Genomic DNA, 25311 nt, shown 5'->3' with positions numbered 1-25311 from the left:
CTCTAAATTTGGGGCTATGGGCGGAAAGCGGACCTTCGCTTCGTCGGGTCGACGGACTACTAAACGCAGGAATCCGCCATGGCTTGTTGACCCACCACTGCTGCCCAGGCATAGACCATGCGGCACCGAGGAAGCCGAACCGGGCGGCCTGAAGTAGAAGCGGGCCCCATTGATTAGGGCCTCTTTCAGCGACTTATTTGAAGCGGTCGAACAGGGCTCCCATCCGATCCGGGGCCACTTCCTTCACTTGTGCACCTTGGCGTTCCAGCCATTTCCCTCCGACGTGAGAGGGGCCGTTTTGTCCGACGATCTCGAAAACGAAGATGGTTTTGTCGAAATACTGGACGCACTTCACGTGGGAATTGACGTAGGGGCGCAGTGGCTCCGAGAGATCGGACCGCCCGATCCGGTCCGAGATGTCCTGGAACATTTGATCCAGACTCTTGCCAAGGTGTTGGGCCTCGTGTTCCACTCCCGTAACGTAGAAGCCGCCGTAAGTCAGCGGACTGCTCCGGAAAACGTCGTTCACCCTAGCTGCCGTCGCGGCGTTCTCGGCAACGCCTACGAGGATGTAGCCCTTGTGTCCCTTGCCGATGTTGGCGATGGCAGCGCAAGTTTCCATGATCTTGTCGAACGACTCCGCATCGAACGAAGGCTTGGGGTCGAGTGTGCAGAAGCCCTGCTTGAAATCGTAGGCCGCCTGCTCGGTCTTCGAGTTCGTCAGGAGGTTCTGGAATTTGGTTACCCAGTGAACCTTCGCCGGGTCTGGGTTTTTGTCTTCCTCGAAGTGACCTTGGATCCATCCGACGACGGAATTGACGGTCTTGCCACGGTTGTCTGCGCCCCACCTGCCGCCGTCCTGAATTTCGATGCTCTTGCCGCAGTCGGTCAGGCACTTGATGAGGCCCGCGCTGTCGGACACGACCATTCCTCGCTTTACGATCAGATCGTAAAAGGCAAGGAACACGGCCTGGAAGTAGCGGGGAACGGGGTTGCCGCCGTTACCGTTCGGGAAAATAAGCCCCAAGAACGTGGTCTTGGCTTGTCCGAGCAATAGGATAAGTGTGTCCTGCACACGCTGATAGTCGAGATCAACCAGTTCAGTGCTCCGCTTTCTCACCGCTTGATCGACGGCGTCGAAACGCGCCTCGCTGGCTTCCGACATTGGGAAAGTAGCGCCGTAGTAATCATCGAAGAGTTCGGTTCTAGTGGTTCGACTCTGACATTTGCATCCGTCCGATACCACCCTTGGAGCAAATGTCGGAGTCAAGAGAACCACTAGCAAGTTATTGGTTCTAGTGGAGCTTTTGAATTTGACATTTGATCTGGAGCTTGATGTCAGGTGGGACTCAAATGTCAAATTCGCTCCACTAGAGGCAACCGGGCTTTCCGAGACCATGTAAGCGACGAGATCGGCAACCATTTCCTCTTCACGGCTTTGGCGTAGCTGATCCTTCGTTAGGATCCCGTGCGCGACCCAGAAGACACCGTCGGCGCTGATGCCGTAGTCAAGTTCGCGGTTGGTGATGCTGATCTTGCGCATCTCGCCCAGCAGCAACAGGTCCGAGTTCGAGGTGTCGCCCCGGACCCGGGCCGATATTTGGCGAACGCAGTCGGCAAAGGCGTCGGTTGCACCCGCGGCCCGAAGTTCCTGGCGGGAGAGTTGGCGACCGCCCGAGTTGATGCGCCGGAATACCTCCTCCACAGATTCCCCGTGCGCGGCCTCGTAGATTGAAAGGGGCACCGGGTAGGATGCGATCGCTAGGCATCTCTCCCGATCGAGCACGGGTGTCTTCTGCTCGATCACATGTCGATCAAGCAGATCCTTGGTCGTCGCGAAGGTGTTTAGATCGAAGTAGCCGCCATCGACAGGGTAGTCGTTGCCAATGAACGACGTGATCGCGTTCATTCGCTGCATTCCATCAATGATTTCGAGGGTGCCGTCCTGCCGCCCCAGCGGCTCAGCGAGCAAGATGATCGGGACCGGGAATCCCCTTATGATGGAATCGATGAAGCTCTGCTTCTCCTCGATCGTCCAGATCAACTTGCGCTGATACCTCCGGTTCACGACATATTTGTCGTCCCGGTAGTTGATGAAGACACGTTCCACCTGTTCGCCGCGGACGGTGAGTTCCTGCTGTGCCCCTGCCAATTCCCGCCATCCTTAACCGCCTGTTGCTCGGCAAACACACCAAGCGCAGGGAGAGATTCCAACGCGTTTGTCGGGGTTTATGCTTCGCCGTTCGCCTTCTCGGGTGGTCTGCCCCGATCAAGTGATCCAGTTTTAAAGTTAGAAGGCGGCTACAGGTGAGAGTGGTAGCGCCAGGGCTAACCTCGACCGACGGCTATGGGCGGGACGCAATCATCTCCATCCTCCGGGTTCATACGGCTGTAGCGCGGGATGGTAGTTGGTCGCATCAACTTGGTGGCGTGCGGTGATCGGCGGCACATAGGCTATTGTATGCGGTAATCGGCGGTGTTTGGCGGGCCACGCCCGACGATGACGAGCAATACATCTACGCTATAGCACTCTAATGCTGCTCGGTGTTGCAATTGACCTACGCAGCCAACCGCGCCCCAAGCTGCCATCTGATCGGAATGGGCTTTAAATGCCCATTGCGGATTTTGTCGCAAAGGCGACAATGATCAGCGCCACGAGCCCGAGGCCGAACATGACCGGCTTCGGCAACGATGGCGCGGCTGAGGTCGCCGCGGCGCGCTGTGATAGAACGAGCGAGATTATGACCAAGGCGCCGCCCAGAGCTGTACCGACCCATTCCAGCGTCGCCAAGAGCGTCGACATCGGATTGGGCGGCACAGGAAAAATACGGCAGAGATCGAGTAGATAGACGCCGATGAAGCCGAGACCGGCAAGTGCGGACCAGCGATATCCTCTGCCAGCTTTCGTGACCGTATAGGCAATTACAAGGCTGCCCAAACCAAGCACCGTCAAAAACACGTTGAATGCGCCGAGGACAATGGGGGGATAGGCGCTGAAATCTCGCGTTTCAACGAATCCCCCCAGGAACCATAAGCGCCAAATTCAGTGCGGATGCGACCAAAAGCATGGTGATGACGAGGCGGGAGGTGGGCATACGGCTAATCCTTGGATGGCTCGGAAACCTTCGCTGACTCGCCGCCACCTTCGCTTGGCGCGAGCATTGCAGTGAACATGCTGAAGACGCGGTGGTTGAGGGCGAGGGTGCTCTGTGGATCGAGATTTTGCGTATTCAGGGCAAACCAACGGTCCGGTTCACGCGCAGCAGCGAAAGCCATGTCCGTTAGCAAGGCGAGCAGTAGGTCCGAGCGGATGGCGCCGATCTGCTGTCCGGCCTCGATCAGTCGCTCAAATTGGGTGTGAAGAGCTTCGAGTAGATCTGCGATGGCGGTCTGAGCCGCCGCTTCTTGATAGATGCCACGTCCCAATTCGGCCAAGCGGTCGTTCGACTGGGATTCGGCCATCGCGGGAGTCGCCGCGATGAAAGTGGCCAGAGCAAAGGATGTGAAATTCCTGACATAGCGAAACATTGTTATCCTCGAGAAACGGCTTGATCGTGTTTTCTAAGTAGAAGCAACGGTGCGGCCGCCGCCAGAAGAAGGGCGGCGATCTGCATGACGGAAGGCATGGTCAGCGCGATGGCGATCTCGCCGCCCTGTTGCGGGCCGGCGAGCCTCACCTGAAGCTCGATGACAGTCGCGGCGATGATCGTGAGACCCATCCCGATCAGAGGCCATATCGCGCGCGAACGCTGACGCCGCGCCACAAAGGCCAAGGTCCAAGCGAGGATCAACCGCGCGACGAAAGCCGCGAAATACCCGGTTGCCCGGCCCACCGCGCCGAACCAGGCGGGAGCCATGCCGGGAGAGGTTGCCGAGGCCAATGCGAAGGCAAGAATCGCGACGATCACGCCATAACCGACAATGGGAGCGATCAGGAAAACGGCCCATGGCGTCCTCGCGGCCCAGCTATGAAACCGCCTGTCGGAAACCATCGGGAAAGCCAGTGTCTCGACGCGGCGCGACGAAGCGATAACCGCGGCCGCTCACGGTCGCAATGCACGACAGTCCATCCGCGGTTCTAGCGGAGCGAATTTGACATTTGAGTCCCGCCTGACATCAAGCTCCAGATCAAATGTCAAATTCAAAAGCTCCACTAGAACCAATAACTTGCTAGTGGTTTTCTTGACTCCGACATTTGCTCCGAGGGTGCTATCAGGCGGATGCAAATGTCGGAGTCGAACCACTAGGAAGGGAACGACGCAAGGCCGCGATGTTGACCTTGAGGTTGGCTTCATGAACGAAGGTGTCGGGCCAGGCAAACCTCATCAATTGGTCTTTGCCGACCAGGTCACCCGCATGCATGACGAGCACGTGAAGAAGATCGAGAGCCCGCGTCCCCATCCGCAGCGGCTTTTCTCCAAGCATCAGCAGTTGCCGGTCCGGAATGAACCGGTCGTCCCCAAAGCAGTATGTTTTGCCGTCCAGTCTGCCTGACCGTTCCATTCGCTCAGCAATGACCCGCCAGAGGGAGCCCGGGGTTACCTCACCAAGTTTGCCATCGGCAAATTTAGACTCCTTTCGCCCGGGCGCCATCCGCTCCTGCGCATCGGGGCAATGCGATAAGGATTTACCTCTTTTAACCGGCAGGCCGGAACCATCGCTGCTAGTGGAGCGAATTTGACATTTGAGTCCCGTCTCACATCAAGCTCCAGATCAAATGTCAAATTCAAAAGCTCCACTAGAACCAATAACTTGCTAGTGGTTCTCTTGACTCCGACATTTGCTCCGAGGCCCGTATCAGGCGGATGCAAATGTCGGAGTCGAACCACTAGTTAGGTTGTCAGGCCGTCGCGCGATGTCGGCCTCGACGGCGGGATGAACAGCGATAGCACGATGCCTTTTGCCGCGCCGCCGCCGAAAGCCGGAGCTGAAGAGAGAGTTGGCCATGAGACGAGACGCCGGTGAAGGTCGGCGGCGACAGCGTCCATCATCGGCTGTGGGTGAGATTCTGATAGCGCGGAACTGGAAATCGCTGCCAGTGCGGCCCGCGCAAATGCGCGCCGGTCAATCCTGAGCGCATTTCAAAAAAAAGAGAGCACCGTGACCCAACATGTCTTGTTCATCGTCACCAACGCAGCCGTGATCGGCCCCCATAATCGCAAGACCGGCTTCTTTTTCGCCGAGGTCGCCCATCGTTTCGACGTGCTCGACAAGGCAGGTGTCGCAATCGAGTTCGCATCGCCCGCCGGTGGATGGACGCCGTATGACGCCTATGACGAGAACGACCCTGCCCAGGAGGCGTTTCTCCGGAGCAAGGCATTTCGCCGATTGAACCATAGCCGCAAGCTGTCTGAAGTGGACGCGGCGGACTACGACGCCATCCTGATGCCCGGCGGTCTCGGGCCCATGGTCGACATTGCGCGCAACCCGCAAGTGCAGCAGGCCGTCGTGCGCGCGTGGAGCACCGGCAAGCTTGTGACGGCCGTCTGTCACGGCCCGTGCTCGCTGCTGGGTGTGGATCTCGGCGACGGCGTTCCCTTTGTGCGCGGCAAGAAGCTCACGGCGTTTTCCAGGAAGGAAGAGTATGACTACGCCCGCGAAGACGTGGCTTACGAACTGGAGGACGCGTTGCGGGCCGAGGGCGCGGACTACTCCTCGACAGACAACTGGCAACCGAAGGTCGTCGTCGATGGCCGTCTCATCACAGGTCAGAACCCTGCCTCGGCAGGACCGCTGGCGAAAGAGCTGCTCGCGGCCCTGAAGAAGCTGGCGCAGGAGGGCTGCAAAGGCCCTCCGAGCGGAAGATGTCGAAGCACGGCGCCGGAAGGTCTCTCGCCGCAAGCCCGGCCTCGCCCTGTGTTGGAAGCAGACTGGGCGGACCGTGTTTATGGAACTGGCGGCCCGAACTGTATGGCATCCAGCACCGCGGCGGACTAACGGGAGCATTGTGCGGCGATAGGCAGCGATAGTGCCGTCTGGCAGTAACAATCTTGGGATCGCCATGAGCAGCGCCTTGCAATCAACCACAAGTAATTGCCCGTGCAAACTATGCTCGACTAAGTTTTGTCCGCGCGACGGATTGTGCCTTGGCATGTACTGGACCAAGCTGCTCATCGCTCAACGAGGACACTGAAGACTGCTACGAGATTTCCAAGGGCTCCCGTGTCATCAACCATGAAACAGGCACAAGCCGCGTGTTCCCCAATAGCCACACAGTATCGCCGACTGTTCTAGTGAACTGTGCAGGATGTTGCGATGGCAGCGAACAGGACATTGACCGGCCCAGAAGAATGCCCGCCCGCCCCCAACCTTTGTACAGACCCTGAAGACACCCTACGGTTATTTTCATGTTGTACATCGTCCCAGACTTGAATTCGTCTTCGGCACCTGCGGGAACCGAACCCTGGCTCGACAGATGAGGCGCGATTGAGACCACGGGGCAGCCTGGCGGCCGCCCGGCAGAGTGAAACAGGCAAGATGGCGGGGACCTGATCTCAGTTCCGGCCGCCCAGCCATTCCGGCGTCTTTCGGCATCGAGGTCCTTTTGGCGGGATGGACGAGATCCCGCTCTGCCCATACGCGCGATCACGCCGTCATTTCAGGGCGAAGCCGAAGGCGCGCAGGGCGTCTGCGAGACGCTCTCGGCCATTCAGGAAGGCGGCGGACGCGATGCGGGCGGCCAGGACCGAGGACCAGTCCTGCCGCGGCAGGCCTTGTTCGTTCTGGAAAGCGTGGAACTGCTCGTCATAGGCCGCGATGGCCTCCGCCTCCCCGTCCGCGCCGTAGGTTTCGCGATGCAGCACCGCCGATTGCGGCAGGCGCGGCTTGATGCCGGCGGGTTTCTGTGGGTCGGGCCGGCCGACCACGAGGCCGAAGACCGGCGCCACGTGGCTCGGCAGCTTCAGTTCGGCGGCCACCTCGGTGATGCGATTGCGCAACGCGCCGATATAGACCGTGCCGAGTCCGAGGGACTCGGCGGCGAGGACGGCATTCTGGGCGGCCAGCGCGGCATCGAGCGCGCCGACGAGGAAGGTGTCGAGATAGTCGAGCCCTTCCTGCGGACGGCCGTGGCGGGTGGCGACGCGGGCAGCGCGCGAGAGATCGGCGACGAACAGCAGGATGAGCGGCGCCACGGCGATGTGCTGCTGGTTGCCGGCAAGCGCGGCAAGGCGGGCGCGGCGCGCCGGATCCTCGACGGCGATGACGCTCCAGAGCTGCAGGTTCGACGAGGATGCCGCCGATTGCGCGGCGCCGACGAGCACCTCGAGCGTGCCGTCGGGCAAGGGATCGGGCAGGTAGTTGCGCACCGTCGCATGGGCAAAGACGCGATCGAGAACCGGTGACCAAAGGTCGACCGGAGGAATCGTGGTCGCGCGATAGCGGGCCGCGAAGGCGGCGGCGGGGCTCTGGACGGCGGGGGGCGGAACGTGCGTTGTCATGTGACTCTTCCGACGGATGATGGAAGTGCTGGCGTCAGGCCGCGCTCAGGGCGTGCTTCCAACCCAGGCGAGGCGCAATCTTGCCGACGAAGTCGCCGAGGATCTGTTCGTAGTCCTCAAGGTCGAGGTCATAGGGCAATTCGAGACGGAACTCGGAGACATCAGGCAGGATCGGGTCTTTGGCGAGCCATTCGACGATCTGATCGGAGCTTCCCACGAGATCGCGGGAGAAGAGGATCCGCCGGTCGCCCTGCGGCTCCAGCGTCCGGTCGTTACGTCCGGCGGCGAAGGTGAGATGTTTCTCGCGAGACCGCGGGGAGGCGCTGTCGAGCGGTACGACGACGCGGCCGAGAGCGACACGAGGGGCGTAGGGCGCGCTCCAGTGGGCATGGAAGCGGTCGAGCTGGGCCTTCTGGGCGACAAAGAAATCGTCGGTTTCCTCGCCCTGGCAAACATTGCCGATCAGGATGTGGAAGCCGTTGCGGCCAGCCCATTCCGCCGAGCGCAAGGAGCCGCCGCCATACCACAGCCGTTCGGTCAGCCCCGGCGAGACCGGGTGGAGCCTCGGCCGCTGGTTGCCCGCCGGCGAGGGCACGAGCACATCCTCTGGGCCGAAGATCTCGCCTTTGAGGTTGTCGCGCAGTCTCAGCGCCCGGGCGTGGCTGAAGTCGATGCCCGAGGGGTCGAAGTCGAAGAGGCGTTCGCCGAGCAGCGGCCCGTGGCCAGGCGGCCCGGCGCTGATCCCGGCCTGAAGGCGTCCGCCGGACAGGACATCCACCGTGGCCAGGTCCTCGGCGAGACGGAACGGGTTTTCGTAGCCGAGCTGGATCACGCCGCTCCCCAGCTCGATCTGCTTCGTGCGCTGGCTGGCGGCGGCCAGAAACGTCGCCGCGGAGGCAACGCCGCGCTCCAGATGCCGGGAGCGCACCCAGCCGCCGTCAAAGCCCAGCCGTTCGCCCGCCTCGAACAGGCGGAGGGACTTCTCCAGCCCCTCGCGCGGGGCGTCGTCGGGGAAGTTGCCCGGCGTCAGGAAGCTGATATGTCGGATCGTCATGATCTCCTCGCAGGCTTTCGCAGCGTCAGAATTTCGGCAGGCCGGGCGGGTTGGTCTCCGACACCTCCAGCGCCTCGGCCTGCACCCCCCAGCGCTTCAGCACGTCGGCATAGACGCCGGACTTGATCAGGTCGTCGATGGCGATGGTGATGGCCGGCGCCAACCCGGAGCCCTTGCGCGTGGTCACACCCACATCCGACTTCAACGGCCAGCCAGCATTGACGGTGCCGACGAGGCGGATCTTGCCATTCTTCGCTGCCTCGTAGGCGAGCGGCCCATTGGCATTGAAGATCGCGTCGGCGCGGCCGGACAGGAGCGCCAGGACATTCGACGACTGGTCGTCATAGTACTGCAGCTCCAGGGGCCTGAGGCCCGCCGCCTTGTTGCGCTTGTCCCATTCCAGCAGGATCTTTTCCTGGTTGGTGCCCGATCCGGTGATGATCTTGAGCCCCGCCACGTCCTCCGGCTTGCCGATGGCCGTGAACGGGCTGTCGGCGCGGACATAGAACCCGTGCAGGCCGAGGCGATAGGTTGAGAAGTCGAACTTCTCCTTGCGCGCTTCGGTGACGCCGACATTGGAAATGACGGCGTCGTACTTGCCCGAGGTGAGCCCCAGCGGCCAGTCCGGCCAGGCCACCGGCAGGAAATCGAGCTTCAGGCCGAGGCTTTCGGCGATGAGAGTGGCGATGTCCGGATCCGCGCCGACCGGCGTACGGGTGTCCGTCGCCAGCACCACGATCGGGGCGCCGAAGGGCGATGTCGCGACCGTCAGGTAGCCGTCACGCACGAATTTGTAGTCCTTGGGCAGTGCATCGACGGCCTTCTGGTTCACGCCGACATGGGGACGCCCCTTCTGCTCGGGGGTAAAATCGAAATCGGCGGCCTTGGCGGCAACCGAGAAGGCTGCGAACCCGCTGGCGAGCAGCAGCGTCAGGGAACGGCGGGATAACATGGGACTCTCCATCGAGGTATCTTGCGGTGACCGATCGATCTAGAGGCGACCGGCGCGGGGGACGCGACCCCGGGGGCCGATCAGGCGCCCCGGGATCTCAGGTTTACGGATCAGGTCTTGGGCAAGCCGGGCGGATTGGTCCGGGATTCGGAAATGGCCTCGGCGGTCAGGCCCCAGCGGGCGAGAACCTTGGCGTAGTTGCCGTTCTTGATCTGGGCGTTGAGCGCGATGGTGATGGCGTTCGCCAGACCGGCATCCTTCTTCGTCGTCACGGCGATTTCGGCCGACAGCGGCCAGCCGCCGTTGAGGATGCCAACCAGTTTGGTCGTCTTGTGCTGGGCGGCGTAAAAGGCCTCGAAGGCATTCGGTTCCAGGTCCACGTCGGCGCGGCCGGACTCAATGGCCAGACGACGGACCGACGGGTCGTCATAGTACTGCACGTCGGTTGCCGGCAGGCCGGCTGCCTTGTTCTTCTTGATCCAGTCCAGCAGGATCAGTTCTTGATTGGTGCCCGATGAGACAATGACCTTCAGGCCGGCCACGTCCTTCGGTTCGGCGATGGCTTTGATCTTGTCGTTGTCAGCCTTCACATAGAAGCCGAGAACGTCCTGCCGATAGGTGGAGAAATCGAATTTCTCCTTGCGTGCCTCGGTGACGGTGACGTTCGAGATCACGGCATCATATTTGCCGGAGACGAGGCCGAGCGGCCAGTCCGCCCAGGCGACGTTGACGAGTTCCAGCTTCAGACCGAGACTGTCCGCGACCAGTTGGGCAATATCCGGCTCGTTGCCGATGATCGTCTTGGTGTCGTTGGCATAGGTCCCCAGTGGCAGGCTGCCGGCGCGGCTGACCACCGTGAACGTGCCATCCTTGACGAACTTGAAGTCCTTGGGCAGCGCCGCGATCGCCTCCGGCACCTTGTCGGCGCGCGGGCGGGCCGCCTGTTCGGGGCTGAGATCGACGTCCAGCGCAAAGAGCGTGGTCGGCACGAGAATGAGGGCGGCGGCGAGGGCTTGGGCGACAGGCACAGCACAACGTGAGAAACGAGACATGAGGGTCGTCCTGTTCGGTTAAGTACGGGGTCTTGGGGGATGGGGTCGTGCTGCCGTGGCACCGCCAACATCGTCAAAGTACCTTGGCGAGGAATTCGCGCACGCGCGCTTGGTCGGCATGGCCGAAGATCTTGTCCGGCGGCCCGACCTCGACGATCCGACCGGCCTCCATGAAGACCACCCGGTCGGCGACCTCGCGGGCAAAGCCGATCTCGTGGGTCACGACGATGAGTGTGGTGCCGCTGCGCGCGAGTTCGCGGATGACGTCGAGCACCTCGCCCACCAGTTCGGGGTCGAGGGCGGAGGTCGGCTCGTCGAACAGCAGGACCTTCGGCTTCAGGGCCAGCGCGCGGGCGATGGCGATGCGCTGCTGCTGGCCGCCCGAGAGCTGGCGCGGATAGGCCGCGGCCTTGTCCGAGAGGCCGATGCGGGCGAGAAGGTCTCGGGCAAGGGAGACCGCCTCGGCCTTGGCAACGCCATGGGACAGCGGAGCCTCGATGAGGTTCTGCAACACGGTGAGGTGGGGGAAGAGATTGAAGCTCTGGAAGACCATGCCGACATCGACGCGGCTCGCCAGGACATCCCGTTCCTTCAGTTCATAGAGTGTGGCCCCATTCCGCCGGTATCCGATGAAGTGGCCGTCGATGGAAATGAAGCCCTCGTCGACCCGTTCCAGATGGTTGATGGTGCGCAGGAGCGTCGACTTGCCTGAGCCCGACTGTCCGAGAATGACGGTGACGCTGCCCGCGGCAATGTCGAGCGTCACATCGTCCAGCACCTTCAATTGGCCGTAGCTCTTCGAGACGCCGTGGATGGAAACGGCGGCGCCGCGCCGGTCGCCACCGGACCATGTCGCCACCTGCCCGGCGTTGGCCGTGGCGGCACCCGGGCGATCCGAGCCCGCAACGACGCCGGAAGGCGGCGGCGTCCTCGACCAGAGGCGCGACAGGAGGGACTTCGGCGGCGTCCGCAGCGCTCCTCGGGCGAAATGGCGTTCGATCTGTGCCTGGATCGCCGACAGCACCGTCAGGATGATGAGGTACCAGATGGTGGCCACCATCAGGAGGGGGATGACCTCGAGATTGCGGTGGAAGATGACCTGGACGGTGTAGAAGAGCTCCGGCAGCGCCAGGATGTAGACATTGGATGTGCCCTTGGCCAGCCCGATGATGTCGTTGAAGGCGCCGGGCAGGATGGAACGCATCGCCTGCGGCAGGATGATCCGGAAGGTCTGGCGCCCCTTCGGCAGCCCGAGCGCGGCGGCCGCCTCGTGCTGGCCCTGGTCGACCGAGAGGATGCCGCCGCGGATGATCTCGGCGGCAAAGGCCCCCTGGTTGAGCGTCAGCCCGAGCACCGCCGCCGTGAACGGGCTGATCAGCTGGGTGGTCGAGTAGCTGAAGAAGGTGATGTCGGTATAGGGAATGCCGAGCCAGATCTTTTCGTAGAGATAGCCGAGATTGTTGAGGATCAGCAGCAGCACGATGAGCGGGATCGACCGAAAGATCCAGATATAGGTCCAGGACAGGGCCACCAGGAGCGGCGAGCGTGAGACCCGGGCAAGGGCCAGCACACCGCCGAGCGCGAAACCGAAGAAGGCCCCGAGTGCGGTGAGCAGGATGGTGCGGCCGAGACCGGTCAGCACCGGCTCGGAGACAAACCACTCGGCAAAGACCGGCCACCCCCAGCGGGGATTGCCGACGATCGAATTCAGGACCGCCGCGATGATGATCACGGAAAAGACGGTTCCGAAGATCCGCGCCGGATAGCGGGCCGGGACGATGCGGAAATGGGCCGTCTCGGTGCCGGCGCCTGCCGGAGCCGCTGCGGGCGCCGAAACGCCGGATACAAAGTCGGATGCGACGCTCATGGCGATGGTCCTTCCGTCATGACAGGCTCGCGGAGGCGGAGGCGCTGTCGACCTGCTCGCACTGGGGCGACAGGAGCAGCTTTTCAAAGGGCAGATGCCGGATGGCCTCCAGATCGCCGTCGACATCGAAGAGCGCGGTGTAGCCGTTGGTCAGGTAGAGGCCCTTCGCCTCCGGCTGCCGACACCCCGTGGTCAGGTAGAGGCGCGCATAGCCCTGCCGCTGAGCCCGCCGCTCCAGTTCCACCAGAACGCGGGCAGCGAGCCCCTGGCGGCGAAGATCGCGGCGCGTCCAGACGCGCTTCAATTCGGCGGTTTGCTCGTCATAGCGCTTGAAGGCGCCGCCGGCGATGGTCGCGCCGTTGCGGACGAGCAGCAGGAAATTGCCGTGGGGTGGGGCGAAGGCTTCCGGCGGATAGCGGTTCAGTTCCACCACCGCCCCCTCGCGGTCGAAGAAGTCGCCGTACCGGCTGTCATATTCGTGGATGAGATCGTCGATCAACGGCTTGGCGCGCGGATCGAGTGGCGTTGTGTACAGGAATTGATCGCTCATGGTTCACCCCGTCCGGTGCCCGGTTCAGATCAGGACACGCTCCACCAGCCGACCCCACAGCGTGGCGGCCGGTCCGATGATGTCGTCGTTGAAGTCGTAGGAAGGGTTGTGGAGTGCGGCGCTGTCGCCATTGCCGACAAACAGGAAGCTGCCCGGTCGCTCGGCGAGAAAATAGGAGAAGTCCTCGCTGGCCGTGCGCGGCTGGAACGAGACGACCCAGTCGGGGCCGAATGTGTCTGCCGCGACCTCGCGCAACAACCCCGTTTCGGCGCGATGATTGACGACAGGGGGGAGCCCCAGCCTGTAGGTCACCTCGGCACGGGCACCGAAGCTCTCGGCCTGGGCGCGAATGATCGCCGGAACCCGCTCGCCGAGCAGCGTGCGGATCTCGGGGCGGAAGGATCGGATGGTCGCGGCCAGATCCACCGTATCGGGAATGATGTTGGACGCTGTCCCGCCATGGATGGAGCCGACCGTCACCACGCCCATTTCCAGGGGATCGACATTGCGCGACACCACCGACTGCAGCGCCGTGACGATGTGGGCGGCCGCCAGCACCGGGTCGACAGTCTCGTGCGGCGCCGCGCCGTGCCCGCCCTTGCCGACGACACGGACGATGGCCAGGTCAACGGATGCCATGGCGGGGCCGTCGACGAAGCCAAAGTGTCCAGCGGGAATACCGGGCCAATTGTGCAGTCCGAAGATCGCGTCAACGGGAAACCGGTCAAGAAGCCCCCCGGCGAGCATCGTCTTGGCGCCGGCGCCGATCTCCTCGGCCGGCTGGAAGATCAGGTGCACCGTGCCGCGAAAGCGGGCGTGCTCGGCAAGATACCGGGCAGCGGCAAGCAGGATCGTCGTGTGGCCGTCGTGACCGCAGGCGTGCATGGCGCCGTCGTGGGCGCTGGCATAGGGAAGGCCCGTGGCCTCGGGGATCGGCATAGCATCCATGTCGGCGCGGATACCGATGGCACGAGGGCCGTTTCCGCGCCTCAGCGTGCCGACCACACCGGTGCCGCCGATTCCCCGCGCCACCTCGAAGCCGTAGGCGGTCAATCGATCCGCCACGATCGTCGATGTCCGGTCCTCCCGGAACGCCAGCTCCGGGTGCCGGTGCAGGTCGCGACGCAAGGCGACGAACTCCGGCAACACGGCGACAATCCGCGGATCGACGATCTGGGCCAGCGGGGTGACGCGGGTCATGGGTGCCTCACCCCTGCCGCGCCATCGTGGTCTCGGCGAGTGACGCGTAGCGGCTGGGCTTGCGCACCAGGCCCAGATGATCCCGCAGCGTCTTGCCGTCGAAGGCGCGGCTGTAGCGGCCCCGCTTCTCCAGTTCCGGAAGGACGAAGGTCACGAAGTCGTCGAGCCCTTCGGCGATCACCTGGAAGCCGAGGATGAAGCCGTCGGCAGCGCCGCCGTCGATCCAGCGGATGATCTCCTCGGCGACGTCGGCACCGGTGCCGATGAAGTTCGGCCGTGGTGTCGCCACCGCGAGGGCCACGTCGCGCAGCGTCCGGTTCTTGTCGCGCGCCTCGGCCTTGATTCGATCCGTGGTGGAGCGGAAGGCGTTCTTGCCGATGTCGCCGAGCTCGGGGAATGGTGCGTCGAGTTCATATTGGGTGAAGTCGTGGTGATCGAAGAAGCGGCCGAGGAAGGCGAGCGCCTCCTCGACAGTGAGCAGGTTGCGGATCGCCTGGTACTTGGCCTCGGCCTCGGCGGCGGTGGCACCGACGATGGGTGCGATGCCGGGAAAGATCTTGACGTCGTCGGCGGTCCGGCTATGGGCGATGGCGCTGGTCTTGACCTGCCGGAGGAAGGTCCGCGTCTCCTCCAGCGATGGCGAATGGGTGAAGACGGCGTCGGCGTATTTCCCGGCGAGCTTGATGCCGGCATCCGATGAGCCCGCCTGGAAGATTACTGGCTGCCCCTGCGGTGACCGACCGATATTGAGCGGACCGGCGACCTGGAAGAAGCGTCCCCGGTGGTTCAGCGTGTGGAGCTTGTCGCGGTCGAAGAACTGGCCCGTCTCGCGATCGCGCAGGATGGCATCGTCATCCCAGCTGTCCCACAGGCCCTGTGCCACCTCAAGATATTCGTCGGCGATCTCGTAGCGCAGGGCGTGCTCGGGATGGGGGCGGCCGAAATTGGCGGCGGAGCCCTCCAGTGGCGTCGTGACCACGTTCCATCCGGCCCGTCCGCCCGAGATCAGGTCGAGCGAGGCGAATTGCCGGGCGACGGTGAAGGGATCAGAATAGGACGTCGATGCCGTGCCAGCGAGGCCGATGTGCGACGTCTGCGTGGCCAGCGCCGCAAGGATGGTCAACGGCTCGAAGCGATTGAGAAAGTGCGGGATCGTCTTCTCGTTGATGTAGAGGCCGTCGGCGACGAAGGCAAAGGCTATTCCGGCCGCCTCGGCCTTGCGCGCGGTCGAGACGTAGAAGTCGAGATTGACGGACGCATCCGCCGGCCCGCTCGGATGCTTCCACGAATTCATGTGGCCACCCGGGCCCTGCAGCATGATGCCGAACGTGATGGACGCTTTGGTCATGAGACTCTCCTTGCGCGTGGGATCAGGCGGCGAGCGACGAAACCGAGCCGGCCAGCAATTCGATCGAGGCGAGGCGTTCGGCAAAGGCCGCGACCGGGTTGTCGACGATGAACTCGGTCACGCCGAAGCGCCGGGCGAGATCGTCCAGTTCGGCGCGCACGGTCTCGGGCGTTCCGGCGATGACGTGCGGCCGCTTCTCCTCGACCCGGTATTCGGTCGTTCCGGCCTGGCGAGTGAACTCCGCGACGGCTTCCAGCGATGGCAGGTTGACGCGCTGGCCGCCCGGCAGATGAGCGGTGTAGATCCGCAACTCGCCGACAAGGCTCTCTGCCCTTTCCCGGCTTGAGGCGGCAAAGGCGTAGAGCGCCAGGGACGGCGACCGCCCCGTCCGGTCATGGTAGGTGCGGAAGGTTGCCTCGATATTGGCCGGATCGCCATTGAAATGGCCGGCATAGGAGAAGTCCCAGCCGTGACGGGCGGCCAGTTCGGCGCTCGCGGGACTGCCGCCCAGCAGAATGCGCGCAGGCGTCGCCGACGGGGCCGGCGTAACGACGGCGCTAGCCAGCGGATGTTCAGGCGCCAGCGTGCCGGTCAGGAAGCCGTCGAGTTCTGCGAAGGCGGCCTCGAAGTCGGGCTTCTTCGCCGGATCGTGAAAGGCTTGCAGCGCCCGGGTGGCGAAAGGCAGGCCGCCCGGCGCCTTGCCGATGCCGAGATCGACCCGGCCGGGCGCCAGGCTCTCGAGAACACGGAACACCTCGGCGACCTTGTAGGGGCTGTAGTGCTGGAGCATGACGCCGCCGGAGCCGACCCGAATCCGGCTGGTCTGCGCGAGGATATGCGAGACGAGGATTTCCGGCGCTGAACTGGCAAGGGCGGATGACCCGTGGTGCTCGGCCACCCAGAAACGGTGGTAGCCGAGCTGGTCGGCGCGGCGCGCGAGCGCGATCGTGTTGCGGAGCGCGACATCGGCGCTGGCGCCGGGGGGCACGGGCGCCTTGTCCAGGATGGAGAGCTTGTAAGACATTTGGGTTCCTGACCAGTCGATCCGTTCATTATCCCATAAAATCTATCATTTTTATAGACTAAAAGAGAGAGAACGTTTCCCTCTCCAGGGCAAACTGGAACTGCTTTGTCCTTCCCGGGCGAAATGCCAGCATGGGTTGTTGGTGTGTGGCTGCTTCGGCGCCCCATGCGGCGTGGTTCGGCCACAGATCCTAGTGGTTCGACTCCGACATTTGGATCCGCCCGATAGCACCCTCGGAGCAAATGTCGGAGTCAAGAAAACCACTAGCAAGTTATTGGTTCTAGTGGAGCTTTTGAATTTGACATTTGATCTGGAGCCTCATGTCAGGCGGGACTCAAATGTCAAATTCGCTCCACTAGTGCGGGGCCGGAATGCCGCTGCGTTCGGCAACAATCTCGAGGATGCGGCGGGTGTCATCGACGAAGCGATACCCGTTTGCCGTCTTGGCGTCAGGGGGTGCTGCTGCAGCATCAGCGAAGACGAGCACCGGAAGCCCCTGGTGATCGGCGCCGATCAGGTCGATGACCGGTTGGCGCGGGCGGGGAAACGGCAGGCGCGTCACCGCGAAATGCGCGGCGACCTCCGGAAAGGTCGCCAGAATGCCCTCGATCTGATTGCAGAAGGGGCAGAACCAGAGTTTGCCGGGATGCTTCGGGTCCTCGAAGCCGGGCTCAATGGTGAAGATGCAGTCGCGGGGCATGTCGATGTCCATGGCGTTGTAAGGTGAAGCGGAGAGGATCAGTGCCAGCGGATCAGACGGTGCTCGATCCATCCGGCCATGCGGTCGATCGCGAAGCCGATGCACCCGAGGATCAGGATTCCGAGCAGCACAAGGGGCATGTCGAAGCGCTCGCGTCCGGCGATGATCAGGCCGCCAATGCCCGGACCGACGGCCATGAAATACTCAGCGCCGACCGTGGCCAGCCACGCGTAGATCAGGCCAAGATGAAGGCCGGTCAGGATCGACGGCAGGGCAGCCGGCAGATGCAGGCGCAACAGGAATTGCGTCCGCGAGAAGCGCAATGTCCGGCCGACCTCGATGAGTGGCAAGGGGGCCGCACGCACTCCCTCCTGGGTGTTCAGGACCACCGGAATGCAGGCAGCAAGTGCGACGAACACCACCTTGGCCGCCTCGTCGAAGCCAAACCACATGGAGATCAACGGAATCCAGGCGACAAGGGCAATCTGCTTCAGGCCGTTGAACCAGGGTGTCAGGATCCGATCCGCAAGGCGTGACAGCCCGAGCACTGTTCCAAGAGCGATGCCGATCGTCGCACCGAGCCCGAAGCCCGAGAGATCACGGCGCAGGCTCGCCAGCAGATCGCCCCAGAGCCGCCCCTCCATCATCTCGTGCCAGCCTGATCGCGCGATAATCTCCAACGGCGGCAGGAAGCGGGGATCCGCCAGCCCCAGACGGCTCGACAGCTCCCAAGCTGCCAGAAGCGCGACAGGAAGCACCAGTCCCCGGTGGACGGACGGCGCGATTCTCGGCCCGTTGGGTGCGGCAACGTCAGTCATGCCGCGGCGCCCAGCGCTGGAGGCGGGCTTCCACGCTCGCCAGCAGACGATCGGACACATAGCCGATCAGGCCGATGACGATCATGCCCACGACAACCGTGTCGAGCCAGAACATCTGGCGTCCCCAAACCAGCAGATAGCCGAGGCCCTCGGATGACGCGAGCAGCTCCACGCTAACCAGTGCGATCCAGGCATGGGTGAGGCCATAGCGGATTCCGGTGAAGACCGGCGGCACGGTTCCGGGCAACACGATAAGCCGGAGCTTCTGGCCGGTCGTGAAGCGCAGCACGTCACCCACCTCCAGAAGGCCCTTCGGGATGTTCCGGATGCCGGCGCGCGTGTTGATGACCACCGGCACCAAGGTGGCCTTGACGATGACCAGGATCTTGAGCGGTTCACCGATGCCGACCAGCAGCATCAGGAAGGGGATCCAGGCGAGCGTCGGCACCTGGCTCAACGCGATGAAGAACGGATGCAGCATGTCGTCGACCCGGCGCGACAGCCCCATCGCCGCTCCGGCAACCAGGCCGATGATCATGCCAAGGCCGAAGCCTTCGACGACGCGCAGCAGGCTGATGCCCGCATGGGACGCCAACTCGCCACTCCTGACCATGTCGACGAATGTCGACCAGACATAGGCCGGCGCTGGCAGGATCTGCTCGGGCAGGACGCCGGAGCGTGCCGCCAGATACCAGCCAGGCAGCGCGACGGCCGGCAGGACCAGGCCCCAGGCGACCGTCGGCGCCGCGCGGCGCAGCGCGCCCGCCAGAGGCGCGGCGAGCGCGGTCGGACGCGGGAGGGACAGCAGGCGGCGCGGGGTTTCGACGGCATCGATCGACATGGCGGTGCATCCGATCCGGTTCAGTTCGCGCGCGGCTTTCCGCTGGCGTCATAGGGCGTCCAGTAGCCCTCCAGCTTCAGGTCCTTGATGGCAGCATCGAGATATTTGGTCTCGAACCAGCCGTTGAAATCAACATCGCGGCGCAGGAGGCCGAACTCCTTCGACTTGGCGGCGGCTTGCCGATACTGGTCGATGAACAACTCATCAATCAGCGGCGTGTTGCGGTACTTCAGGGTCTCACCGGCGAAGAATTCCGCGAGCACCGACGTCGATGTGCCCGACTTGCCCCACAATTCGAGGAGCTCCTGCCGGTTTGCTTCTTCCGACGACCAGTGCGCTGCCCGCACAAAGGCGTTTGTGACGCGCTGCGTCAGGTCGGGATGGGCCGTCTCGAAGGCCTCGGTCACCAGCACATGCGCATAGCGGCCGAAGCGCGGATCGTCTCCCTTGGTGGTGTAGACGATCTTGGCAAGCTTCTTCTCGGCAAGGGAGATGAGACCGGTATCCCCGACGGCAGCGTCGATTTCCTTGGCGGCGAGTGCCGCATTGGCCGTCGCACTGTCCATGTTGAGGATCTGCAGGTCGCGCTCGGCCAGCCCATTGGCCTCGAGAACCTTGATCAGCGACAGATGTCCGTTGGTGCCGCGCTGCACGGCGACCTTGCGGCCCTTCAGGTCCTTGATGGAGGCAACGACACTGTCGATCGGTGAGGCGATATATGTCGGCTTGTGCGCGCCGCTGGCCAGCAGCAGCTTGGTCTTGAGGCCGTTTGCCCGGCCGATGATGGAGGGCAGGTCGCCCTGATAGGCGAAGTCGAGCTGGTTGTTGGCGATGGCCTCGTTCACGGCCGGGCCTGCGCCCTTGAAGAAGTACCACTCCACCTTGATATCGGGGGCGCCCTTGAACTCGTCCTCGACAAAGTTGCCGGCCCGCGCCGTTGCGGCCGAGGTGCCCTCGGCAAAGGGGCGATTGTCGACACCAATCGCGGCGTAGCCGATGCGGATGGTGACGGGATCGGCACCGGCGGCTTGTGCCGAGATCAGGGTCGCAGCCGCGAAAGCCGCGCGGATCAGCAGGCGTCGTGTGGGGGGCATGGGGGCTCCATATCAAAATGAGGTCAGGCGGCTGCCGGGCGCTGCGCGTTTGTGCTCGCTTCGTCGGCCTCCAGACCGAGGATGATGTCATTGCGCAGTCGGACCAGCCGGTCATCGGCGCGGATGCGCGGGTGCGGGAGATCGACCTCGACACCGCGCGCGATCCGGCCGGGACGCGGCGCCATGACGACGACCCGGTCCCCAAGGATGACGGCCTCGTCGACATCGTGGGTGACCAGCAGCATGGTGATGCCTTCGTGGGCCCAGATCCGCTGCAGCTCGCCCTGCAGCCGGGCGCGGGTCAGCGCGTCGAGGGCACCAAAGGGCTCGTCGAGCAGCAGCACCTCGGGCCGGTTCACCAGGGCGCGAGCAATGGCGGCGCGCTGTGCCATCCCGCCCGACAGCTGGTGCGGATAGGCGTTCTCAAAGCCGGCGAGGCCGACCAGATCTATGTGCTCCGCCACCCCTCGCCGCCGCTCGGCTCGGCTCATCCGCTGGTTCTGGAGACCGAGCGTGATGTTCTGAACGACGGTCAGCCAGGGAAAGAGCCGAGGTTCCTGAAAGACCAGCCCACGGTCCAGCGACGGCCCGCTGATCTCGGTCCCATCCTTGACGAGCCGGCCGCTGTCCGCGCGCTCTAGTCCCGCGAGCAGCCGCAGAAGCGTCGATTTTCCGCAACCGGACGGACCGACGATGGACACGAATTCCCCGGGGGCCACTGACAGCGAGATCTGGTCCAGCGCCAGGAGCGGTCTATCCTTGATCCGAAATCGCTTGGTCACACCCGAGATGTCGATCTGTCCGCGCGGTGATGTCATGACTGCAGTCTCCTCGGGTCTCGCCGGACAGCCTTCACCTCAGAATAGGGAAAATACATAATTTCGATAGAAATAGTTGTCTATTATTCTCCGCGCGACGGGAAAATTTCGCTCCGCTTCGAAGGCCGCGCATCCTTGAGGTCAGATCATTCGGCCGCGGCGTCGGCGACGTGCAGGGCACGTGCATAGAAGGAAAGGTCGAAATCCGGCGCGACCGGTTGGAAGATGCGAGCTTCGTGCACATCGAGGTCATCCAGAAAGAGATCGCGGCTGATGCCGGCAACCACGGCCGGAATGTCGCGCTTGTGGCTGGGAACGTCGCCGACGGGCAGTCCGCGCGAGACAAAGCCGGCGGGGTTGAAGACGTGAATATTGCCGAGATAGGGCGCCCGTCCGGGGTGGCGCTCGCGATATTCCAGCGCCGGGCCGAGATAAGGGTGGCCGCCGAGGGCGACATCGGCCTCGGACGGCTGCGGCGTGTGACGATCGCTCCAGGTCTGGATCTGGTCGGCAATGTCGGCCAGTTCCGGTCTCAGGTCGGCACCAACAGCGTATCCGGTTGCCGCGATCACCACATCGACAGCCAGCCAGCCAGCGGGGGTCGCCAGTCTCACCTGCCCGTCCTTCAGGGCGGCATCGACAACCGGCGCGCCGAGATGGAGGCGGAACTGCGGAAAGGCCAGGACCCGCTCGACGGAATCCGGTGGCGGCGTCGTCCCGGCACGGCGATAGCGCAGCGCCTGCCGCCATCGGATGGAATCCGGCAGGTCCGGGTAGTTGTCATAGGCGCCGGGATAGGCGCGCACCTTGTTGACAGCGGTGGCGGCCAGTTCTGGGCGGCGGCTGAGGAGGTGAACGGCCGCAGCACCGGCCTCCAGAATGACGGCCGCAGCATCGAAGGCCGATGCTGCCGCGCCGACCACGGCGACGGTCTTGCCGGAGAAGGACGTGGGATCGATCGGCTGCGCCGTGTGAAGGCGGTGGGAGGCCGGCAGTGAGCGCAGTTCCGGCGGCACGAAGGAGCCTCCGGCGCCGAGAAAGCCGTTGGCCAGGACAAGCTTTCGCGTGACCACGCTTTCCGGGGCGCCGTTGTTGTGCAGGTGCAGGCGCAGCAGAGCGCCGGACGGTTCCACGCGATCAAGATGAACGCCCGTTTCGACCGAGATCCCCAATGTCTCGCGATACCAGTCGATATAGTCCGCCCAGTCCGTGCGCTCGATCCGGTCGATGGCCGCATAGGCCTTCGCGCCGTGTTGCGCCTCGAACCAGGCCTGGAACGAGAGACCGACATGGGCGAGTTCGGGTCCCACGAGGGACTTCGGCGTCCGAAGTCGGACCATGCGCGCGGTCGAGCGCCAGATGCCTGTCTCCCGGACAGTCGGAGCCGCATCGATGACCCGCACGCGACCTATGCCGGCGCGGCGCAGCGCGTAGGCGATGGCAATGCCGGAATGGCCCCCACCCACCACGACGACATTGTGCTCGATGCCGGCTCGCGGAGGCGCCCAGTCAGCCGGGTCCGGACCGAGGAGCCGAAGGGTTTGGGCGGCTAGCGTGTGGATATTAGCAGATGACATGGCCAGACCTCGTTCTGTTCTGGTGTTCGCGCGCGACGGGCCGATGGCCGAATCCCGGGGCAGGCATTTCCTCCTTGCCGAGCGGGAGTGGCCAGGCGGCGGGAGAGCGCCGTCAGCTGCCCGCCGGGGCTGGACGCAGTGCCCGCCCCCAATTGCGTTCCGGCCACGTGCCGTTCACGGCGAACTCGCCGATTGCCCGATGGTGATAGATGCGCGGATTGTGCGAGGAGATGGTGCGGGCGTTGCGCCAGTGACGGTCGAGACCGTAGCTCTTGCGCGCGGCCGAGGCCCCGAGCGCATCAAAGAGCAACGTGGTGGCCTCCAGAACGATATCGGTGACAACAGTCACCGACTGGCTCACCTCCAGGTCCGCGAGGGCCCCGGCTTCTTCCTCGGCGGCCGCATCTCCAGAGAGCCGGGCCTGATAGGTCCGCTCCAGGGCCTCGGCCGCCTTCAGCACGATGGCGCCGGCCGCGTAGGCCGCGCCGCGCACGCGGCCGACGATCTGCAATACCTGGGGATCGGCTGCCGGCAGATCGGCATTGGCGTGGGGATAGCTGCGCTTGCGGTCCTTCACCAGTTGCGCGACTTCGTCGGCCCCTGCGCGCCCGATGCCGGCCAGCGTCGCAAGATGAACCAGCTGGAAGAAACCGCCGGTATAGCGGAAGCGCTCGCGCACCGGATTCAGATGGTCGTCGGTCAAGGCGACATCGCTGAAGATGGCGGTGCCGCTCGCCGACAGGATCTGGCCGAAGCCGTCCCAGTCGTCGAGAATGGTGACGCCGTCTGCCTTCGTCGGCACGAGAGCCCCCACAGTCTCGCCCGTATCGGTGACGGCGCCGAGATTGATCCAGTCGGCATAGAGCGAGCCGCTGGTGTAGAACTTGCGGCCGTTCAGCACCCAGTGGTCGCCGCGCCGGCTGAGCCGCGTCGCCACGGTCCCGACGGTGCCCTCGCCCAGTTCTGAAAAGCCGCTGCCGATGGTCTCGCCACCGCCAAGCCGTTTGAGCCATGCGTCCCGAGCCAGGGAGGGGGCGGCATTGAGGATGTCCTCGGTGAAGCCGAGATGGGAGCGCAGAGCATTGGTCACGCTGGTGTCGGCCGCTCCGAGTTCAATGATCAGGCCGAACAGTTCGGGCAGGGTCGCGCCCGCGCCGCCGTGTTCGACCGGCAGGCGAAGGCGGGGGAACCCTGCCTCGCGCAACCAGCCGATCTCGTCGAACGGCAGGATACGGTTGTTGTCACGCTCGACCGCCGTCGCGCGGATGCGCTGGAGGATCGGGCGGAACGGCGTGGCGAGGGCTTCATAGCGTGCGCTGGGGCCGGAGCCCCAGGCGTGTTCGATCTGGGTCATGCGGTCAGTCCGGTCGAGAGGGCGTCGATGTCAGCTGTCGAGATAGACGCCGGCGAAATTGCCGTTGAGGCCTTCGCCGCCGGGCGCGTAGTTTCGAACCCGCTTGTTGAAGACGATGACCTCGTGCGGCGCGACGAGATTGATCGCGGGCAGATCGCGGTCGATTTCGGCCTGGAAGCGGTTGAAGATCTCGCGGCGTTTCACCGGATCGGGTTCGACCGCGCCCGCTTCGAGCAAGGTATCCGCCTCGGCGCTCTGGTAGTGCGCCGCGTTGGAGAAGGGCAGGCCGACCTTGAAATTCTTCGACCAGTAGACGCGCTGCACGCCGACCGTCGGATCAAAGGCATTGGAGAGGGTCTCCGATGTCAGGTCGAAGGCCCGGTCGGTATAGACTGTTTTCACATAGGTCGCGAAGTCGAAGCGCTGGATCGCCGCATCGATGCCGATGCGTTTGAGGGCCTGCTTGTGGAAGTCGGCGAGCCTCGGATCGACAGCCGCATTGATCAGAAGGCGCGAGGAAAAGCGGTTGCCGTCGGGACCCTTTGCATAACCGGCCTCGTCGAGGATCCGGTTGGCCAAGGCGACATCGAAAGCGTGCGGCTGGATCGATCGGTCGTGGAACTGCGGCAGCGCGACGCTCACCGGCGAGGGAGACACGGTGGCGTAGCCGTAGAAGATGGTCTCGACGATGGCCTTGAGATCAATGGCATGGGCGATGGCGAGCCGGACCTTCTGGTCCTTCAGATAGGTATTGTCGAGGTTGAAGATCAGTTGCTGCTGGGCGCCCGTATAGGCGAAGCTACGGGTATCCACGCCGACATGCGGAAGGGTCTTCAGGCGCTCCAGATCGGCGAGAGGTACAGGGCTGTTGCCTCCCAGATCGATCTCCCCGGTCTGGAAGCCGGCCGAACGGGCGGCCGCATCGGGAATGAAGCGGAAGATGATCCGGTCCAGATAGGGGCGCGGCGCATCCCAGTAATTGGGGTTGCGCTCCACCACGACATGGCTGCCCCTCACCCATTCCTTGAAGACGAAGGGACCGGTGCCGACCAGCTGGGCCGGTGTCGGCGGCGCGGCGGGATCGGCCCCCTCGAAGAGATGCTTGGGGATGATCGGGGACTCGGTGGCGGCCAGCGCGCTGATGAGCGCCGGGGCCGGTTTCGACAGGTTGATGACCGCGGTCAGCGGATCGGGCGTCTCGACGCGCTCGACATTGGCGAATGTGCCGCGTCCGCGCGGATGCGCGACCTTCAGGTGCAGGATCGAGAACGCCACGTCGTCCGACGTGAAGGGGTTTCCATCATGCCATTGGACGTTCGGTCGAAGCTTGAACGTGTAGTGCAGGCCGTCGGGCGAGATCGTCCATTCCGTCGCGAGCTGGGGCTTCGGGCTCAGGTCGACATCATAGGAGAGCAAGGCGTCGAAGATCTTCGGGCCCAGCGTCCAGGCTGTCGAAGAGGTGTTGTTGACGGCTACCAGGGCGGGCGATTCGTCCCGAAACACATAGGTCAGCGTACCGCCGCGTTTCGGCGTGTCGCCACGCGCGATCGCCGGCAGCGCCAGGAGGCCTGTGCCGAGGAGAAGGGCCTGGCGTCGGGACACATGGGAAGACGACTTGGTCAT

The 25311-nt window shown here is 63.9% G+C and carries 23 protein-coding genes and 1 pseudogene; 2 read left to right on the top strand and 22 right to left on the bottom strand.

The window, feature by feature from the left end:
• Nucleotides 1–193: 193 nt before the first annotated feature.
• The 5 genes from C7450_RS34310 to C7450_RS34565 all read right to left on the bottom strand — a co-directional run bounded on the left by C7450_RS34310 (nt 194) and on the right by C7450_RS34565 (nt 4362).
• A complete protein-coding gene (locus C7450_RS34310; RefSeq protein ID WP_210206458.1) occupies nt 194–2152 on the bottom strand; it encodes a DUF262 domain-containing protein in 1959 nt (652 codons plus the stop codon).
• 453 nt (nt 2153–2605) lie between these two features.
• A complete protein-coding gene (locus tag C7450_RS15010; protein WP_483416410.1) occupies nt 2606–3025 on the bottom strand; it encodes a DUF8051 family protein in 420 nt (139 codons plus the stop codon).
• Nucleotides 3026–3099: 74 nt separating this feature from the next.
• Nucleotides 3100–3528 carry a hypothetical protein gene (locus C7450_RS15005; protein ID WP_110375275.1) on the bottom strand — a complete coding sequence of 143 codons (429 nt, stop codon included), beginning with the start codon at nt 3526–3528 and terminating at the stop codon, nt 3100–3102.
• A gap of 2 nt (nt 3529–3530) precedes the next feature.
• On the bottom strand, nt 3531–3992 hold the full coding sequence (locus tag C7450_RS15000) for a hypothetical protein (protein WP_210206456.1): 462 nt from the start codon (nt 3990–3992) through the stop codon (nt 3531–3533).
• A 220-nt stretch (nt 3993–4212) separates the two neighbouring features.
• Nucleotides 4213–4362 (bottom strand): winged helix-turn-helix domain-containing protein, encoded by a 150-nt coding sequence (locus tag C7450_RS34565; protein ID WP_245449820.1) that lies wholly within the window; start codon nt 4360–4362, stop codon nt 4213–4215.
• Between C7450_RS34565 and C7450_RS34560 the strand changes: the two genes are divergently transcribed.
• Both C7450_RS34560 and C7450_RS14990 read left to right on the top strand, forming a co-directional pair.
• Entirely contained in the window at nt 4294–4494 is a 201-nt protein-coding gene (locus tag C7450_RS34560) for a hypothetical protein (protein WP_245449844.1), read from the top strand. The genes C7450_RS34565 and C7450_RS34560 overlap by 69 nt on opposite strands.
• 606 nt (nt 4495–5100) lie before the next feature.
• Nucleotides 5101–5772 (top strand): annotated as a pseudogene (locus C7450_RS14990) (type 1 glutamine amidotransferase domain-containing protein); the annotation flags it as partial.
• An 821-nt stretch (nt 5773–6593) separates the two neighbouring features.
• Here the strand turns inward: C7450_RS14990 and C7450_RS14985 are convergent.
• The 17 genes from C7450_RS14985 to C7450_RS14905 all read right to left on the bottom strand — a co-directional run bounded on the left by C7450_RS14985 (nt 6594) and on the right by C7450_RS14905 (nt 25311).
• On the bottom strand, nt 6594–7439 hold the full coding sequence (locus C7450_RS14985) for an NADPH-dependent oxidoreductase (protein ID WP_110375273.1): 846 nt from the start codon (nt 7437–7439) through the stop codon (nt 6594–6596).
• A 34-nt stretch (nt 7440–7473) separates the two neighbouring features.
• Complete coding sequence (locus tag C7450_RS14980; RefSeq protein WP_110375272.1) at nt 7474–8493, bottom strand: LLM class flavin-dependent oxidoreductase; 1020 nt, start codon at nt 8491–8493, stop codon at nt 7474–7476.
• Nucleotides 8494–8518: 25 nt separating this feature from the next.
• Nucleotides 8519–9445, bottom strand: coding sequence for an ABC transporter substrate-binding protein (locus C7450_RS14975; RefSeq protein WP_110375271.1), 927 nt, complete (start codon nt 9443–9445; stop codon nt 8519–8521).
• A gap of 110 nt (nt 9446–9555) precedes the next feature.
• Nucleotides 9556–10497 carry an ABC transporter substrate-binding protein gene (locus tag C7450_RS14970; protein WP_110375270.1) on the bottom strand — a complete coding sequence of 314 codons (942 nt, stop codon included), beginning with the start codon at nt 10495–10497 and terminating at the stop codon, nt 9556–9558.
• 73 nt (nt 10498–10570) lie between these two features.
• Nucleotides 10571–12364 (bottom strand): amino acid ABC transporter permease/ATP-binding protein, encoded by a 1794-nt coding sequence (locus C7450_RS34890; protein ID WP_110375269.1) that lies wholly within the window; start codon nt 12362–12364, stop codon nt 10571–10573.
• Nucleotides 12365–12380: 16 nt separating this feature from the next.
• A complete protein-coding gene (locus tag C7450_RS14960; RefSeq protein ID WP_110375268.1) occupies nt 12381–12914 on the bottom strand; it encodes a GNAT family N-acetyltransferase in 534 nt (177 codons plus the stop codon).
• Between the two features lie 24 nt (nt 12915–12938).
• Nucleotides 12939–14114, bottom strand: a complete 1176-nt coding sequence (locus tag C7450_RS14955; RefSeq protein WP_110375267.1) for a M20 aminoacylase family protein — start codon at nt 14112–14114, stop codon at nt 12939–12941.
• A gap of 7 nt (nt 14115–14121) precedes the next feature.
• Complete coding sequence (locus tag C7450_RS14950; protein WP_110375266.1) at nt 14122–15462, bottom strand: LLM class flavin-dependent oxidoreductase; 1341 nt, start codon at nt 15460–15462, stop codon at nt 14122–14124.
• A gap of 22 nt (nt 15463–15484) precedes the next feature.
• Nucleotides 15485–16486 carry an LLM class flavin-dependent oxidoreductase gene (locus tag C7450_RS14945; RefSeq protein ID WP_110375265.1) on the bottom strand — a complete coding sequence of 334 codons (1002 nt, stop codon included), beginning with the start codon at nt 16484–16486 and terminating at the stop codon, nt 15485–15487.
• 355 nt (nt 16487–16841) lie between these two features.
• Nucleotides 16842–17258, bottom strand: a complete 417-nt coding sequence (locus C7450_RS14940) for a DUF3088 domain-containing protein (RefSeq protein WP_425351215.1) — start codon at nt 17256–17258, stop codon at nt 16842–16844.
• Nucleotides 17225–18004: an ABC transporter permease gene (locus tag C7450_RS14935; RefSeq protein ID WP_110375264.1), complete on the bottom strand. Its 780-nt coding sequence runs from the start codon at nt 18002–18004 to the stop codon at nt 17225–17227. Before C7450_RS14935 ends, C7450_RS14940 begins: the two co-directional genes overlap by 34 nt.
• Complete coding sequence (locus C7450_RS14930) at nt 17997–18845, bottom strand: ABC transporter permease (RefSeq protein WP_110375263.1); 849 nt, start codon at nt 18843–18845, stop codon at nt 17997–17999. Before C7450_RS14930 ends, C7450_RS14935 begins: the two co-directional genes overlap by 8 nt.
• A gap of 20 nt (nt 18846–18865) precedes the next feature.
• Entirely contained in the window at nt 18866–19939 is a 1074-nt protein-coding gene (locus C7450_RS14925; protein WP_110375262.1) for an ABC transporter substrate-binding protein, read from the bottom strand.
• 23 nt (nt 19940–19962) lie between these two features.
• Nucleotides 19963–20757, bottom strand: a complete 795-nt coding sequence (locus C7450_RS14920; RefSeq protein WP_110375261.1) for an ABC transporter ATP-binding protein — start codon at nt 20755–20757, stop codon at nt 19963–19965.
• Between the two features lie 146 nt (nt 20758–20903).
• A complete protein-coding gene (locus C7450_RS14915; RefSeq protein WP_110375260.1) occupies nt 20904–22334 on the bottom strand; it encodes an NAD(P)-binding domain-containing protein in 1431 nt (476 codons plus the stop codon).
• 112 nt (nt 22335–22446) lie between these two features.
• The gene (locus C7450_RS14910; RefSeq protein WP_110375259.1) at nt 22447–23688 is read right to left on the bottom strand and encodes an acyl-CoA dehydrogenase family protein; all 1242 of its coding nucleotides are present in this window, start codon (nt 23686–23688) and stop codon (nt 22447–22449) included.
• Nucleotides 23689–23718: 30 nt separating this feature from the next.
• Nucleotides 23719–25311: an ABC transporter substrate-binding protein gene (locus tag C7450_RS14905; RefSeq protein WP_110375258.1), complete on the bottom strand. Its 1593-nt coding sequence runs from the start codon at nt 25309–25311 to the stop codon at nt 23719–23721.

Origin of the sequence: Chelatococcus asaccharovorans, assembly GCF_003201475.1 — a bacterium.
Classification (GTDB): domain Bacteria; phylum Pseudomonadota; class Alphaproteobacteria; order Rhizobiales; family Beijerinckiaceae; genus Chelatococcus; species Chelatococcus asaccharovorans.
Note: the sequence above shows the minus strand (reverse complement) of the source record. Positions and strands in the feature narration are given on the sequence as shown.